The 13,978-nt window shown below is 67.9% G+C and carries 12 protein-coding genes and 1 tRNA gene; 12 read left to right on the top strand and 1 reads right to left on the bottom strand.

What is annotated here, in order from left to right; translation table 11 throughout:
• The first annotated feature begins 171 nt into the window (after nucleotides 1–171).
• The 5 genes from fdhE to selD all read left to right on the top strand — a co-directional run bounded on the left by fdhE (nucleotide 172) and on the right by selD (nucleotide 5,732).
• A complete protein-coding gene (fdhE, locus tag WKB25_RS11765; protein ID WP_340570821.1) occupies nucleotides 172–1,155 on the top strand; it encodes a formate dehydrogenase accessory protein FdhE in 984 nt (327 codons plus the stop codon).
• 4 nt (nucleotides 1,156–1,159) lie between these two features.
• The gene (selA, locus tag WKB25_RS11760; protein WP_340570819.1) at nucleotides 1,160–2,578 is read left to right on the top strand and encodes an L-seryl-tRNA(Sec) selenium transferase; all 1,419 of its coding nucleotides are present in this window, start codon (nucleotides 1,160–1,162) and stop codon (nucleotides 2,576–2,578) included.
• Nucleotides 2,575–4,506 (top strand): selenocysteine-specific translation elongation factor, encoded by a 1,932-nt coding sequence (selB, locus tag WKB25_RS11755; protein ID WP_340570817.1) that lies wholly within the window; start codon nucleotides 2,575–2,577, stop codon nucleotides 4,504–4,506. The genes selA and selB overlap by 4 nt, the downstream gene beginning before the upstream one ends.
• 24 nt (nucleotides 4,507–4,530) lie before the next feature.
• Nucleotides 4,531–4,626: transfer RNA gene (locus WKB25_RS11750), tRNA-Sec, on the top strand.
• 26 nt (nucleotides 4,627–4,652) lie between these two features.
• Nucleotides 4,653–5,732: a selenide, water dikinase SelD gene (selD, locus tag WKB25_RS11745; protein WP_340570815.1), complete on the top strand. Its 1,080-nt coding sequence runs from the start codon at nucleotides 4,653–4,655 to the stop codon at nucleotides 5,730–5,732.
• Between the two features lie 57 nt (nucleotides 5,733–5,789).
• On the opposite strand, the gene WKB25_RS11740 is transcribed toward selD, so the two are convergent.
• The gene (locus WKB25_RS11740; protein WP_236512666.1) at nucleotides 5,790–6,650 is read right to left on the bottom strand and encodes a YicC/YloC family endoribonuclease; all 861 of its coding nucleotides are present in this window, start codon (nucleotides 6,648–6,650) and stop codon (nucleotides 5,790–5,792) included.
• Nucleotides 6,651–6,772: 122 nt separating this feature from the next.
• Here WKB25_RS11740 and rph point away from each other — a divergent pair, with 122 nt between their 5' ends.
• From rph to pepQ, 7 genes are all read left to right on the top strand, one after another.
• Nucleotides 6,773–7,498, top strand: coding sequence for a ribonuclease PH (gene rph, locus WKB25_RS11735; protein WP_025874210.1), 726 nt, complete (start codon nucleotides 6,773–6,775; stop codon nucleotides 7,496–7,498).
• Entirely contained in the window at nucleotides 7,495–7,881 is a 387-nt protein-coding gene (locus WKB25_RS11730) for a VOC family protein (RefSeq protein WP_236512664.1), read from the top strand. Before rph ends, WKB25_RS11730 begins: the two co-directional genes overlap by 4 nt.
• Nucleotides 7,881–8,477 (top strand): RdgB/HAM1 family non-canonical purine NTP pyrophosphatase, encoded by a 597-nt coding sequence (gene rdgB, locus WKB25_RS11725; RefSeq protein ID WP_340570810.1) that lies wholly within the window; start codon nucleotides 7,881–7,883, stop codon nucleotides 8,475–8,477. The genes WKB25_RS11730 and rdgB overlap by 1 nt, the downstream gene beginning before the upstream one ends.
• 58 nt (nucleotides 8,478–8,535) lie before the next feature.
• Nucleotides 8,536–9,762, top strand: a complete 1,227-nt coding sequence (hemW, locus tag WKB25_RS11720; protein ID WP_340570886.1) for a radical SAM family heme chaperone HemW — start codon at nucleotides 8,536–8,538, stop codon at nucleotides 9,760–9,762.
• 120 nt (nucleotides 9,763–9,882) lie between these two features.
• Complete coding sequence (locus tag WKB25_RS11715; RefSeq protein ID WP_340570809.1) at nucleotides 9,883–12,159, top strand: DUF1631 family protein; 2,277 nt, start codon at nucleotides 9,883–9,885, stop codon at nucleotides 12,157–12,159.
• Nucleotides 12,156–12,530, top strand: coding sequence for a PilZ domain-containing protein (locus tag WKB25_RS11710; RefSeq protein WP_340570808.1), 375 nt, complete (start codon nucleotides 12,156–12,158; stop codon nucleotides 12,528–12,530). The genes WKB25_RS11715 and WKB25_RS11710 overlap by 4 nt, the downstream gene beginning before the upstream one ends.
• A 75-nt stretch (nucleotides 12,531–12,605) precedes the next feature.
• Complete coding sequence (gene pepQ / locus WKB25_RS11705) at nucleotides 12,606–13,937, top strand: Xaa-Pro dipeptidase (RefSeq protein WP_340570807.1); 1,332 nt, start codon at nucleotides 12,606–12,608, stop codon at nucleotides 13,935–13,937.
• The last annotated feature ends 41 nt before the right edge of the window (nucleotides 13,938–13,978 follow it).

Here is a 13,978-nt window from a genome sequence, read left to right as displayed (position 1 = left end):
ACACGATGACACGGCAACGACCGAAACCGACTTTTGTAGAGTCGAGCCATGCTCGACTGCTTTGCTCGACTGCTTTGCTCGACTGCTTTGCTCGACTGCGTTGCTTGAACACGCTGGACGTCAGCGCTGACAACAGCGAGGATGGAGGCTGGTTCTTCCGGCTGGCCCTGCATGGCGCAACGCATCCTTGAACCCGGCGAGATCGAGACGCTCGCCTCGCGCGATGTACCGCGCATCATCCTGCCCGATACGGCATCCCTGTTCACCGAACGCGCCGCACGCCTGCGCAGCCTGGCCGCGCGCAGTGCCATCGGCGGTTACCTGCAGCTGCTGGCAGCGTTGGCCGATGCACAGCAGGCCGTGCTGGAAGCGCTGGCGCCACAGCAACGTGAGGAGCTGCAGGCGCAGGCGCGCGCGCAGCAATCGAGCGCAGCGGTCGGTGCCGGCATGCCGTTGCGGCCAGCCAACACGCTCCGGCTTGATGGCCGCTGGCGCGACTGGTTGCGCACGCTGTGCCTGCACTGCGCCGATGAAGCCGGTCTGCCGGCGGAAACCCGGCAGGAGCTGCAGCGTGTCGCCGCCGCCGATGATGCGTGGCTCGATGCCCAGGCACATGCGGTGCTGGAGCGTGATGATGCGCCCTCGGTGGACGCGGTCGCTGCGCTGTTGGTGATGAACGCGTTGCAGGTGTATTGGGCCGTGCTCACGGCCAGCTTCCGCCCCACCGACCTGAAGCCGCTGGCCGATGCGCCGGGCCTGTGCCCGCTGTGCGGCACCCTGCCGGTGGCCAGCATGGTGCAGGCGCGCCCGCCCTATGCGTCCTACCGCTACCTGTCGTGTTCGCTGTGCGCCTGCCAGTGGCACTACGTGCGCGTGCAGTGCAGCCAGTGTGGTGCCGCCGGCAAGGACATCGCCTACCGCGCCCTGGCTGATGCCGACGGAGACACCGGTCAAGCCGTGCGCGAGAGCGCGGTGCGGGCCGAGACCTGCGACCACTGCCACAGCTACCGCAAGATCCTGTATCTGGAAAAGGACCCAGCACTGGAACCGGTGGCCGATGACCTCGGCACGCTGGCGCTGGACCTGCTGCTGGGCGAGGAAGGCTATGCGCGTGCCAGCCAGAATCCACTGCTGTGGCAATCCGACGGCGAGTAGGGCGATGACACGCACGCCCCCGGTATCGGCCGCTGCCCTGCCCTCGCTGGACCGGCTGCTGCGCCTGCCGGCGTTGTCGGTGCTGATCGAGGGCCACGGCCGCAGCCGCATCACCCAACTGCTGCGTTCACACCTGCAGGCCCTGCGCGAGCGCATCGGCGCCGGGCAGCTCTCGGCCGAGGCACTGCAACAGGCCATTGAAGGCGCGGCGCTGGTCGCGGCGCTTGATGCCGCACTCGACGCCGATGCACGGCTGGACCTGCAGCCGATGTTCAATCTGACCGGCACCGTGCTGCATACCAACCTGGGCCGCGCCCTGCTGCCCGAAACCGCAGTGCAGGCGGTGACCCGCGCGATGACCACGCCGGTCGACCTTGAATTCGACATCACCCGTGGCCGCCGCGGCGACCGCGATGCACGGGTGCAGGCCCTGGTCTGCGAGCTGACCGGCGCCGAAGCGGCCACCGTGGTCAACAACAATGCGGCGGCGGTGTTGCTGCTGCTCAACAGCCTGGCCAACCGCCGCGACGTGGTGGTATCACGCGGCGAACTGGTGGAGATCGGTGGTGCGTTCCGTATTCCCGATGTGATGCGCAGCGCCGGTGCGCGGCTGCTGGAAGTGGGCACCACCAACCGTACCCATCCGGCCGACTTCACCAACGCCATCGGCACGCGTACCGCGCTGTTGATGGAGGTGCATGCCAGCAACTATGCCATCACCGGCTTCACCGCCAAGGTCGAGACTGCGAAACTGGCAGCCATCGCCCACCGGCATGGCCTGCCCATGGTGGTGGACCTGGGCAGCGGCAGCCTGTGCGACCTGGCCACGTTCAGCCTGCCGCACGAGCCCACCGTGCAGGAAGCGCTGGCGGCCGGTGCCGACCTGGTCTCGTTCAGTGGCGACAAGCTGCTGGGCGGGCCGCAGGCCGGCATCATCGCCGGACGCGCCGACCTGATCGCACGGATCAACCGCAATCCGCTCAAGCGGGCGCTGCGCATGGACAAGATGGGCCTGGCCGCGCTGGAGGCGGTGCTGGCCCTGTACCGCGAGCCGGAACTGCTGGCGCAACGGCTGCCGACCCTGCGCACCCTGTCACGCACGCAGGACGATATCGATGTGCAGGCACAACGCCTTCTGCAACCGGTGCGTTCCGCGCTGGCGAACGACTACACCGTCGAACTTGCCCCCATGCACAGCCAGATCGGCAGCGGCGCGCAGCCGCAGGCGCAGTTGGCCAGCGCCGGGCTGCGCATCAGCAGCGCGCGTCGTGGCGGACTGGATCGCCTGGCCAAGCGTCTGCGTCAGCTGCCTCGCCCGGTGCTGGGGCGTATCACTGATGACGCGTTGTGGCTGGACCTGCGCTGCCTGGAACCCGCCGACGAAGCGGACTTCCTCGCCCAGTGGAGCACCCTGCAGGCATGATCGTCGGTACCGCCGGACATATCGACCATGGCAAGACAAGCCTGGTGCGGGCACTGACCGGCATCGAGACCGATCGCCTGCAGGAAGAGCGCACGCGCGGCATCTCCATTGAACTGGGCTATGCCTATGTCCCGGTTGCAAACACGCTGGGCGCAGGCCCTGCGGTCACGCTGGGCTTCGTCGATGTGCCCGGCCACGAACGCTTCGTGCACACCATGGTGGCCGGTGCCACCGGCATCGATGCCGCACTGCTGGTGGTCGCCGCCGACGATGGGGTGATGCCACAGACCCGTGAGCATCTGGCGATCCTGCAGTTGCTGGGCGTCGATCGCGGCGCAGTGGCCCTGACCAAGATCGACCGTGTGGATGCGACGCGCATCGCCAGGGTCGAGATCGAGATCGCCGCACTGCTGGCCGGCACGCCGTTGCAGGACTGCCCGGTGTTCGCTTGCAACAGCATCGCAGCCGATGATGCGGGCACCACCGCACTGCGTGCCTGCCTGCATGCATGGGCCGCGGACGATGCCGGCGCGCACCAGGCCGAACGTCGCAGCGAGCTGTTCCGCATGCCGGTGGACCGTGTGTTCTCGCTGACCGGCCACGGTACGCTGGTGACCGGCGCGGTGCACGGCGGCGTCGCTGCGGTCGGTGCGCACCTGCAGCTGATGCCGGATGGAACCGAGGTGCGCGTGCGCAGCATCCACGCACAGAACCAGGCCAGCGAACAGGCACAGGCCGGGCAACGCTGCGCCCTGAACCTGGCCGCCATCGCCCGCGAAGACATCAACCGCGGCGACTGGATCGCCGACCCGCGTGCGCTGCAGGCCACTACCCGCGTCGATGTGCGCCTGCGGCTTTCCGCGCTGGCCGCACCACTGCGCGATTGGGCACCGCTGCATATCCATTGGGGCACGATGCACCGGCAGGCGCATGTGCTGTTGCTGGAAGATCATGACAGCAGCGACGGCCAGCGGGTGCAGCTGGTGTTCGATGCACCAGTCTGCGCGACGTGCGGCGACCGCTTCATCGCCCGCGACTCGGCTGCGACCCATACGCTGGGTGGCGGTATCGTGCTCGATCCCGATCCGCCGCAACGGCGCCGGCGCAGCCCCGCGCGACTGGCATGGCTGGCGGCGCTGGAGCAGATGGCGGGCGGCGCCGGCGTCGGCCCGCTGCTGCTGCAGGCGCCAACCGGCGTTGCGCTGGCAGCCCTGCAACGCTACTGCCGCCGCGCTTCCGAGCAGATCGAGCTGCCTGCGGACGCACGGCGCATCAATACGCGCGAGGGCGTGGTGATCATCCTTGCCTCGCACTGGCAGGTGCTGCGTGAACAGGTGGTCACCTCGCTGCGCAGCTGGCATGATCGACGCCCCGACGAACCTGGCGTCGACAGCGGGCGGCTGCAGCGCAGCACCCTGCCCACGCTGGTGGGCGGCCTGTGGAACGCCCTGCTGCAGGACCTGCTCGACGACGGCACGCTGCAGCGCGCGGGTGCGTGGTGGCGCCTGCCTGGCCACGATCATGCGCCCCCCGAACGCGAACGCATCCTGCTCGAACGCGTGTTGCCGCAGCTGCATGCCGGTGGTTTCGATCCGCCCTGGGTGCGCACCCTGGCCGCCGATATCGGAGTTGCCGAGCACGACGTCCGCACCACCCTGCGCCGGGCCGCCGCACGCGGCGAGCTGTTCCAGGTGGTACCCGACCTGTTCTATGCACCGGCCCGCATCACCGAGCTGGCCGCCATCGTCGCGCAACTGTCGCAGGCTTCCGGCACAGTCGATGCGGCAGTGTTCCGCGATGCGATCGGCCTTGGCCGCAAGCGCAGCATCCAGATCTTGGAGTTCTTCAATCGCGTTGGCTACACTCGACGCGTCGGTGACCATCATCGGCCGCGCAGCGACCTGCAGTGGAACGCGCCCCCCGGTTGAGCGCACCGGTACCGCAGTACCTTCGGAAGGCATGCGCATCCGGGCATGCGGCTGGGCTTCAAACCCAGTAGGGGACGTCAATCGTTCCCTGGTAGGTTCGACTCCTGCTGCCTTCCGCCAATCGTGTTTCCGCAGGAGATATCGGCATGGCCAGCCACGCGCAGTCCCCCGCCCCCTCACCGGCCGATGCCCCGCAACGATTGACGTCGCTGGCCCACGGCGGCGGCTGCGGCTGCAAGATCGCGCCGGGCGTACTGACCGAGCTGCTGCGGGGGACCCCGGCGTTGCCGGCACCGGTTGAACTGCTGGTTGGACGCGAGACCAGTGACGACGCCGCGGTGTACCGCCTGGATCAGCGCCAGGCAATCGTCGCCACCACCGATTTCTTCATGCCCATCGTCGACGACCCGTTCGACTTCGGCCGCATTGCCGCCACCAATGCCTTGTCGGACCTGTACGCAATGGGTGCGCGCCCGCTGTTCGCGCTGGCCATCGTCGGCATGCCGACCAACACCCTGCCGCAGGACACCATCCGCGGCATCCTTCAGGGCGGTGAACGTGCCTGTGCTGACGCCGGCATTGTCGTCGCCGGTGGCCACAGCATCGACTCGGTGGAACCGATCTACGGCCTGGCCGCGATCGGCATCCTCGACCCACAGCGGCTCAAGCGCAACGCCGATGCCCGTGCCGGCGACCTGCTGGTGCTGGGCAAGCCGTTGGGCGTGGGCGTGTACTCGTCGGCGCTGAAGAAGGAAATGCTGGATGCCGACGGTTACCGGCAGATGCTCGATTCAACCACCCGCCTGAACACCGTCGGTGTACCGCTGGCCGCACTGGATGGCGTGCACGCGATGACCGATGTCACCGGCTTCGGCCTGCTCGGTCATCTGCTGGAAGTGTGCCGCGCCAGCGGCATCACCGCCGAAGTGGACAGCGCGCAGATACCGCTGTTGCCGCAGGCGCTGGATCTGCTGCAGCGTGGCTGCGTGACCGGCGCCTCCCACCGCAACTGGGCCTCGTATGGCGCCGACGTCCGCTTCGCCGCCGGATTTCCAGCACACTGGCAGCCGCTGCTGACCGACCCGCAGACCAGTGGCGGCCTGCTGGTGTCATGTGTACCGGAGGCGGTGGATGCTGTGTTGGCCTGCTTCCACGAGGCGGGGTTCAAGCAGGCGGCGGTGGTGGGCCGATTGGGCGAGGGAACGCCGGCCGTCAGCGTGCGTTGATGCGCTGAAACGAAGAGGGCGCCCGAAGGCGCCCCTGCTGCACCGATGGATGCAACGTCACTCGATGTTCTGCACCTGCTCGCGGATCTGGTCGATCAGCACCTTCAGCTCGACGGCGGCGTTGGACGTGCGGCTGTCCACCGACTTGGAGCCCAGCGTGTTGGCCTCACGGTTGAACTCCTGCAGCAGGAAGTCCAGGCGGCGGCCAACCGGCTCGCGCTGCTTGAGCACCCGGCGGATCTCGACGATGTGGCTGGACAGGCGGTCCAGCTCCTCGTCCACGTCCAGCTTCTGCAGCCACATCACCAGTTCCTGCTCGGCGCGGCCGGGATCGACCGGATGCGGCAGGTCGGCCAGGCGGGCGGCAAGTTTGGCGCGCTGGCCGTCGCGAATGGCTGGAATCAGCGTACGGACCTCGGCGGCGATGCGCTCGATGGCATCCACGCGCTCGGCAATCGCGGTGGCCAGCGTAGTGCCTTCACGCTCGCGGGCGGCGATGAAACCGTCCAGCACCTGGTCCAGCAGCGCCAATGCTTCAACCTGCAGGGCTGCGGCATCGGTGGCCTCGCCCTGGGTGACGCCCGGCAGCTGCAGCAGGTCGGTGAAGCTGACCTGCAGGTTGGGGAAATCGGAGGTCAGCCGGTGTGCCAGCTGGCCCAGCTGGCCCAGCAGCACCTCGTTGATCTGCAGGCTGGCGGCCGAATCCGGCGCGCGCAGGCGCATCACCAGATCCAGCTTGCCACGGCTCAGGCGCGCGGAAATGCGCTCGCGCAGCTGCGGTTCCAATGCGCGAAGTTCCTCGGGCAGGCGGGTGCCCACTTCCAGGAACCGGTGGTTGACCGAGCGCAGCTCGCAGCCCAGCGTTCCCCACGTAGTGGAGCGCTCGCCGCCGGCATAGGCCGTCATGCTTCGAATCATGGATGTATCCGGTGCTTGCAAAGGGGGAATGGTACCCTAGCGGTCTCTTTTGAGCCCCTTTCCCCGCCCCGTGAAGGCCGCGGGGATGGTGGCGTACTCCCTTTCCCTACGGAACCTGCCCCATGTCCGATTTCCGCCCCAGTGGCCGTCAGCCCGATCAACTGCGCCCGGTCGTCATCCAGCGCGGTTTCACCCGCCACGCCGAAGGTTCGGTGCTGGTCTGCTTTGGTGAAACCCGCGTGTTGTGCACGGCCAGCATCGAGAACCGGGTGCCGGGCTTCCTGCGTGGCAAGGGCGAAGGCTGGGTGACCGCCGAGTACGGCATGCTGCCGCGCGCCACCCACACCCGCAGCGACCGCGAAGCCGCACGCGGCAAGCAGGGCGGCCGCACGCTGGAGATCCAGCGCCTGATCGGCCGCAGCCTGCGTGCCTGCGTGGACCGCAATGCACTGGGCGAACGCACCATCACCCTGGACTGCGACGTGCTGCAGGCCGACGGCGGCACCCGCACTGCTGCCATCACCGGCGCTTATGTGGCCTTGGTCGATGCAGTGAACGTGCTGATGAAGCGCGGTGACATCAAGCGCAACCCGATCCTCGGCGCGGTGGCGGCGGTGTCGGTCGGCGTCTATCGCGGCACCCCGGTGCTGGACCTGGATTACGCCGAAGACAGCGACTGCGACACCGACATGAACGTGGTGATGAACGACGGCGGCGGTTTCATCGAACTGCAGGGCACCGCCGAAGGCCATGCCTTCCGCCGTGACGAACTGGATGCGCTGCTGGGCCTGGCCGAAAAGGGCGTGACCGAGCTGCTGGCCGCGCAGCAGGCGGCGCTGTCGGCATGAACCGGCGCATTGCCCTGACCACCCTCGTGGTGGCCGATTACGACGAAGCCATCGCCTGGTACACCGGCAAGCTCGGCTTCCGGCTGCTGGAGGACATCGACCAGGGCAGCAAGCGCTGGGTCGTGGTCGGGCCGACCGATGGCAGCGCCGCCGCGCTGCTGCTGGCCCGCGCCAGCAACGACGAACAGCGCAGCCGCATCGGCAACCAGACCGGCGGCCGCGTCGGCTTCTTCCTCAACACCGACGACTTCCGCCGCGACCACGCGACGATGCTGGCCGCCGGTGTCGAATTCCTGGAAGAACCGCGCGAAGAACCCTACGCCACGGTGGCGGTATTCCGCGACCTGTACGGCAACACCTGGGACCTGTTGGAGCCCCGCTGATGAAGAAGCTTGTCCTGGCCAGCCACAACGCTGGCAAACTGGTGGAAATGCAGGAAATCCTCGCCGACCTGCCGCTGCAGATCACTTCGGCCGCCGAACTGGGCCTGGGCGATGTGGAAGAGACCGGCCTGACCTTCGTCGAGAACGCGCTGTTGAAGGCGCGCGCCGCCTGCGAAGCGACCGGCCTACCGGCGCTGGCCGATGATTCGGGGCTGATCGTCGATGCCCTCGGTGGTGCGCCGGGTCTGTACAGCGCGCGCTATGCGGGTCACCCGACCAACGCGGCGGCCAACAATGCCAAGCTGCTGGACGCGATGGCCGACATCGCCGATGGCCAGCGCAGCGCCCGCTTCTATGCGGTGATCGTGCTGCTGCGCCACGCCACCGACCCGCAGCCGCTGATATGCGAAGGCCGCTGGGAAGGACAGATCATCCGCGAACTGCGCGGTACGAATGGATTCGGTTACAACCCGGTATTCCTGGATACCGCCCACGGCCTGACCGCTGCGGAAATGGAACCGGCGTTGAAGAATGCCATCAGCCATCGCGCCACCGCCCTGCAGCAGCTCAAGCAGCAGCTCGCGGCCTGGCTCTGATGCCCCACCCGATCAACACAGGGAAGCCGGCCCGCGGCCGGCACTACCGATGACTGCCATGCCGCACGACCACGACCACGACCACTGCAACCACCTGCCCGGTGAGTCCTGCGACCACGACACCCCGCCACGGCTGGTGCCGCCGCCGCTGGCGCTGTACGTGCATCTGCCGTGGTGCGTGCGCAAATGCCCGTACTGCGATTTCAACTCGCACCAGGCCAAGGGCGAACTGCCCTTCGATGCCTACATCGATGCGCTGGTGCGCGACCTCGACCAGGACCTGCCGCTGGTCTGGGGCCGGGTGGTCAGCAGCGTGTTCTTCGGTGGCGGCACGCCCAGCCTGTTCCCACCGGAAGCCATCGACCGCTTCCTGCAGCAGGCCAGCGCGCGTCTGCGCTTCGCGCCCAATGCCGAGATCACCCTGGAAACCAACCCGGGCACCGCCGAGCATGGGCGCTTCGACCGCTACCGTGCGGCCGGCGTCAACCGGCTCAGCTTCGGCATCCAGAGTTTCGATGATGCCGCGCTGAAGCGACTGGGCCGCATCCACGACAGTGGCGAGGCCGAGCGCGCTGTGAAGATGGCGCAGGACGCGGGCTACGATAATTTCAACATCGACCTGATGTACGCCCTGCCGGAACAGACCCTGGCCGGTGCCGAGACCGACCTGGAACGCGCGTTCGCGTTGCGGCCGACCCACATCTCGCACTACCAGCTGACCCTGGAACCGAACACCGTGTTCTTCGCGCGGCCGCCGCAGGGCATCCCCGATGAAGACAATGCCTGGGACATGCAGGAACACTGCCAGGCGCTGCTGGCGCAGGCCGGTTTCGGCCAGTACGAGGTAAGTGCCTACGCCCGCCCCGGCCGGCAGAGCGCGCACAACCTGAATTACTGGCGTTTCGGTGACTACCTCGGTATCGGCGCCGGCGCACACGGCAAGATCAGTTCCGGCGCCCAGGAGCATGTGCTGCGGCGCTGGAAGCACAAGCACCCGCAGACGTTCATGGATACCGCAGGCACCGCCGCATCGTTCGGTGGCGACGAGGTGATCGCCGCCGATCGCCTGCCCTTCGAATACATGCTCAACCTGCTGCGCCTGCACGAAGGTTTCAGCCTGCGCGACTTCGAATCGCGGACCGGCCTGGCGCGCAGCGTGCTGGACGTTCCATTGGCCGAAGCGGTGCAGCGCGGCTGGCTGATGGTGGCCGACGGGTACGTGCAACCGACCGAGCTCGGCCGGCGCTTCACCAACGATGTGGTCAGCCTGTTCCTGGAAGATTGATCTGCCTGCGGCGTGGCCATGGAAGGCCGCGCTGAATGAATCTGCGGCTAAAGTAGCGCCGTCACCGGCCGACACGGTAGATTCCAAGTTCGATACGCGGGAATCCGGACCCCCTCGCCGATGTCTGCTGTCTTCTCTCTTTCCAGTGCCGACACTGCCCGCCTGGCCGCGGCCGACCTGCCGCCGCGTGTACGCGAGTTGCTGGGCGCGTTGATCGGCCTGTGCCACCAGGCCCTGACGGCACCGCTGATCCTCACCGTGGAAGCGCTGGAGCAGACCCTGCTGCATGACGCCGACCACGCCCGCAACCCGCAACAGCAGGCTGACCTGCTGGCACAGCGCGGGCAGCTGCATGCGTTCGCCGGTCACTTCAGCGACCGCATGCTCGATGCACTGGCTGATGCGCTCGCGCGGCTGCGGGAACCGGTCGCCCCGGTCGTGGCCTCCGCCACCCCACCGCCGTTGCCCGGCATGCAGGGGTTGACCCTGGTGGCCGAGCACGAAGTCGACCGCGACCTGCTGCTGACCGAAATGGTGCGCCGGGAAACGCTGCGTTCGGCCAACGCCTTGAACCTGCTCGGCCAGCGTCTGGGTGTTGTTGCCGGCGCGCCGGCCTTTGAAGCCGATACCCTGCCCCTGGCACCGCAGGCCCTGTGCGCGATGGTGCGCAAGCTGGCCGAACAGGATGCCCTCAGCGCCGACGTGCAGATGGCGCTGTACCGCAGCTTCGAGCGGCAGGTGCTGGAGCGGCTGGGCGATGTGCTCGACCGCGCCAATGCGCTGCTGGCACAGCACGGCATCCTGCCGGGCCTGGTCTACACGCCGTACCTGGCACGCTCTTCGAGTACCCGCCGGATCATCACCCAGTCGGTCGGCAGCGGACGCAGCGGACGCCCGTCACCGCGCGTGCCCACGCCGATGACCGGCTGGGGTGGCTCGGCACCGGCCGGCTCATGGTCGACGTTGATGCAGGACGCCTTCGCCGATGCGGCTGCGCCCGGCGCCTCGGCCGGGCTGACGGTACCGGCCAGCAGCGTGCTGCATGAAATGCTGCAACGGGCGCGGCCGACCCCGCAACCAGCGGCCGATCCCGGTGCCCTGCCCAGTGCAGCGGTTGATGCCGTGCTGACGCGCCTGCAGGGCCAGGCCAGCGCCGCCAGCGCCATGACCGATCTGCAGGCCGCCGTGGTCGCCCAGCTGCGCAGCGAACATGGCGCGCAAGCCAGCCTTGGCAGCCACGATCGAGACAATCTTGATCTGCTGCGCCTGCTGCTGCAGCAGGTACAGCAGCAGCAACGTCCGGACCCGGTGCCGGCCGCGCTGCTCGCGCGCCTGCAGGTACCACTGGCGCGCGCAGCGATGGCCGATCCCGGGTTCTTCATTCGCGACGAACACCCGGCACGCGAACTGCTGAACCATGTCGCTGAAGCCGGCGCCAGCTGGCTCGGCGATGACGATGTCGATCCGCAGCTGCTGCAACGGCTGGCGCAGAGCGTGCAGGGCCTGCTCGGCCAGGATGCACGCACGCCCGAGGCCTTTGCCGCCGCCAACGAAGAGATACAGCAGCACCAGCGTGCCGCCGCGCACCGCGCCGAACTGGCCGAGCGCCGTCACGTGGAAGCCGCACGCGGCAAGGAACGGCTGGAACTTGCGCGACGCCAGGCCAATGCGCAGATCGACCAGTGCTGCGACATGCAGGAACCGCCACGCTTCGTGCAGACACTGCTGCGCCAGGCCTGGGCGGACGCATTGACGCTGACCCGCCTGCGCCACGGTGATGATTCGCCGCAATGGCAGGAGCGCCTGCAGCAGACCGAACGCATCGCGGCGATCACTGCCGAGGCCGCCAGCGAAAGCAGCGCGACCGATGCTCCGCTGGCCGCTGAGGTTGAATCGGCCCTGCTGCAGGTCGGCTACCACGCAGAGGAAGCCGCAGCCGTCGCGCGCCGCCTGTCCACGCCGGGTGGCGAAGATGAAAGCACCTCACGCACCGAACTCAGCGCGCGCCTGAAGGCGCATGCGCGTCTGGGCGAACGCGCAGGCACGCAGCCCTTGGCAAGCGATTCCGCACCGCGCAGCGAGGCCGAGGAGGCCTGCTACCAGCAGTTGTGCGCGCTGCCCTTCGGCAGCTGGTTCGATATCGATGACGGCGAAGGCACTCTGCGTCGCCAGCGCCTGTCCTGGTACAGCCTGCTGACCGGCCATGTGCTGTTGGTCAACGCGCGTGGGCAGAAGATCGGCGAAACCACCCTGGATACGCTGGCCCGGCAGATGAGCGCCGGACGCGCGCAGCTGGTCACCGAAGACAAGGGCCGTCTGGTCGACCGCGCCTGGCAGGCCAGCCTGAGCGCACTGCGCACGCTCGCCGGACGTCGCCCACAGGAGCCCAACGCATGAGTACGCAACCGCCCGTTGATACCCGCCGCGCGCCTCGCCGGCAGGTCTCCGACCTGGTACCGGTGACCGACCAGATGCGCGACAGCGTGGTCGGCCGGCTGGGCAACGTGTCCGAGACCGGCATGCTGATGCTGGCCAGCGCCGCGCTGCGCGATGATGCGCTATATCAGTTGCGCTTCCCGTTGCCGTTGGCCGATGGTCGCAGCGAGCTGATCGACGTCGGCGTACACCTGCTGTGGAGCGAACCGGCGCATGCGCCCGGCCAGAGCTGGGCAGGCTTCCGCTTCCTGACCCTGTCACGCGAGCATCGGCAGCAACTACGCCTGTGGATCGGCGAAGACAGCGACGAGGCACCGGTTTCGACGGGCTGAGTGCCGGTTCCGGCACAGCGGATTGCGTCGGTATCCGGCAGAATCTAGGGCCGTTTTCCGTGTCGAGCCACCGCAATGATCCAGCAAGACCCCGGCGCCCTGTATCCCGATCACCTGGCCGTGCTGTGCCGACGCGCCGAGCAGGCGCTGGCACGCGGCGGCTTCGACCACCTGGTGGTGCCCAGCGGCACCCTGCACTACCAGGTCTTCGACGACCGTGATTACCCGTATGCGGTCAACCCGCAGTTCAAGGCCTGGCTGCCGCTGACCCGCGTGCCCAACAGCTGGATCGTGTTCACCCCGGGCAAGCGTCCGGCGGTGATCTTCCACCAGCCGTTCGACTACTGGCATGTAGTGCCGGATGCACCGAGCGGCTGGTGGGTCGAACACTTCGACATCCACATCATCCGCACGCCGGACGAAGCGCTGGCGCTGCTGCCGTCCGACCCGGCGCGCTGCGCGATCCTGGGTGAACCGCAGAGCGCGCTGGGCGCCTATGTGCCCAACAACCCGGCGCCGGTGGTGAACTACCTGGAATGGCATCGCGGCAGCAAGACGCCGTATGAAATTGCACTGATGCGCCAGGCGCAGGTGCTGGGCGTGCGCGGCCATCGCGCAGCCGAGGCAGCATTCCGCAATGGCGCCGACGAGTTCAGCATCCACATGGCGTACTGCCAGGCCGTGGGCCAGGACGCCACTGAACTGCCATACGGCAACATCGTGGCCCTGAACGAGCACGCCGCCGTGCTGCATTACACCGAACTGGGCCGCAAGGCACCGCAGCCGCTGCGCAGCTTCCTGATCGACGCCGGCGCCAGCGCGTACGGTTATGCCAGCGACATCACCCGCACCTACGCCGCCGCCGGCCATGACGAGTTCGCGGCGATGATCGAAGCCGTCGATGCCGCCCAGCAGGCGATGTGCGCAGCGGTGCGCCCGGGCTTCGACTACAAGCAGCTGCATGTTGACGCGCACCTGTCGCTGATGGGCGTGCTGAAGGACTTCGGCGTGATCAAGGTGTCGCCGCAGACCGCGCTGGAAACCGGCGTCAGCGCCGCATTCTTCCCGCATGGCATCGGCCACCTGATCGGCCTGCAGGTGCACGACGTCGCCGGTTTCGCGGCCAGTGACGAAGGCGGCCGCATCGAGCGTCCTGCCGGCCATCCGTACCTGCGCCTGACCCGAGTACTGGAGCCGGGCATGGTGGTGACGATCGAGCCGGGCCTGTACTTCATCGACATGCTGTTGAACGAAGTGAAGGCTGCCGGTCATGGCGATGCGATCAACTGGGAACGCGTGGACTTCTTCCGCCCGTACGGCGGCATCCGCATCGAAGACGAAGTGCTGTGCACTGATGGCGAGGCGGACAATCTGACGCGGCCGGTGTTTGCGGCGGCCAACGGCTGAACCCCTCGTGGTTGGCTGCGTAGATCAAAAGCCGCGCTTGG

The sequence above is a fragment of the Stenotrophomonas sp. G106K1 genome (assembly GCF_037969685.1).
Lineage (GTDB): Bacteria > Pseudomonadota > Gammaproteobacteria > Xanthomonadales > Xanthomonadaceae > Stenotrophomonas > Stenotrophomonas lactitubi.
The sequence above is the reverse complement of the archived record's forward strand: the minus strand, read 5'-3'. Positions and strand labels throughout refer to the sequence as shown.

Excerpts from the sequence above, each read along its gene's own strand:
- fdhE (WP_340570821.1), top strand. The coding sequence starts at position 172 with ATGGCGCAACGCATCCTTGAACCCGGCGAGATCGAGACGCTCGCCTCG.
- hemW (WP_340570886.1), top strand. The coding sequence starts at position 8,536 with ATGCCGCACGACCACGACCACGACCACTGCAACCACCTGCCCGGTGAG.
- selA (WP_340570819.1), top strand. The coding sequence starts at position 1,160 with ATGACACGCACGCCCCCGGTATCGGCCGCTGCCCTGCCCTCGCTGGAC.
- pepQ (WP_340570807.1), top strand. The coding sequence starts at position 12,606 with ATGATCCAGCAAGACCCCGGCGCCCTGTATCCCGATCACCTGGCCGTG.
- selB (WP_340570817.1), top strand. The coding sequence starts at position 2,575 with ATGATCGTCGGTACCGCCGGACATATCGACCATGGCAAGACAAGCCTG.
- selD (WP_340570815.1), top strand. The coding sequence starts at position 4,653 with ATGGCCAGCCACGCGCAGTCCCCCGCCCCCTCACCGGCCGATGCCCCG.
- WKB25_RS11730 (WP_236512664.1), top strand. The coding sequence starts at position 7,495 with ATGAACCGGCGCATTGCCCTGACCACCCTCGTGGTGGCCGATTACGAC.
- rph (WP_025874210.1), top strand. The coding sequence starts at position 6,773 with ATGTCCGATTTCCGCCCCAGTGGCCGTCAGCCCGATCAACTGCGCCCG.
- WKB25_RS11710 (WP_340570808.1), top strand. The coding sequence starts at position 12,156 with ATGAGTACGCAACCGCCCGTTGATACCCGCCGCGCGCCTCGCCGGCAG.
- rdgB (WP_340570810.1), top strand. The coding sequence starts at position 7,881 with ATGAAGAAGCTTGTCCTGGCCAGCCACAACGCTGGCAAACTGGTGGAA.
- WKB25_RS11740 (WP_236512666.1), bottom strand. The coding sequence starts at position 6,650 with ATGATTCGAAGCATGACGGCCTATGCCGGCGGCGAGCGCTCCACTACG.
- WKB25_RS11715 (WP_340570809.1), top strand. The coding sequence starts at position 9,883 with ATGTCTGCTGTCTTCTCTCTTTCCAGTGCCGACACTGCCCGCCTGGCC.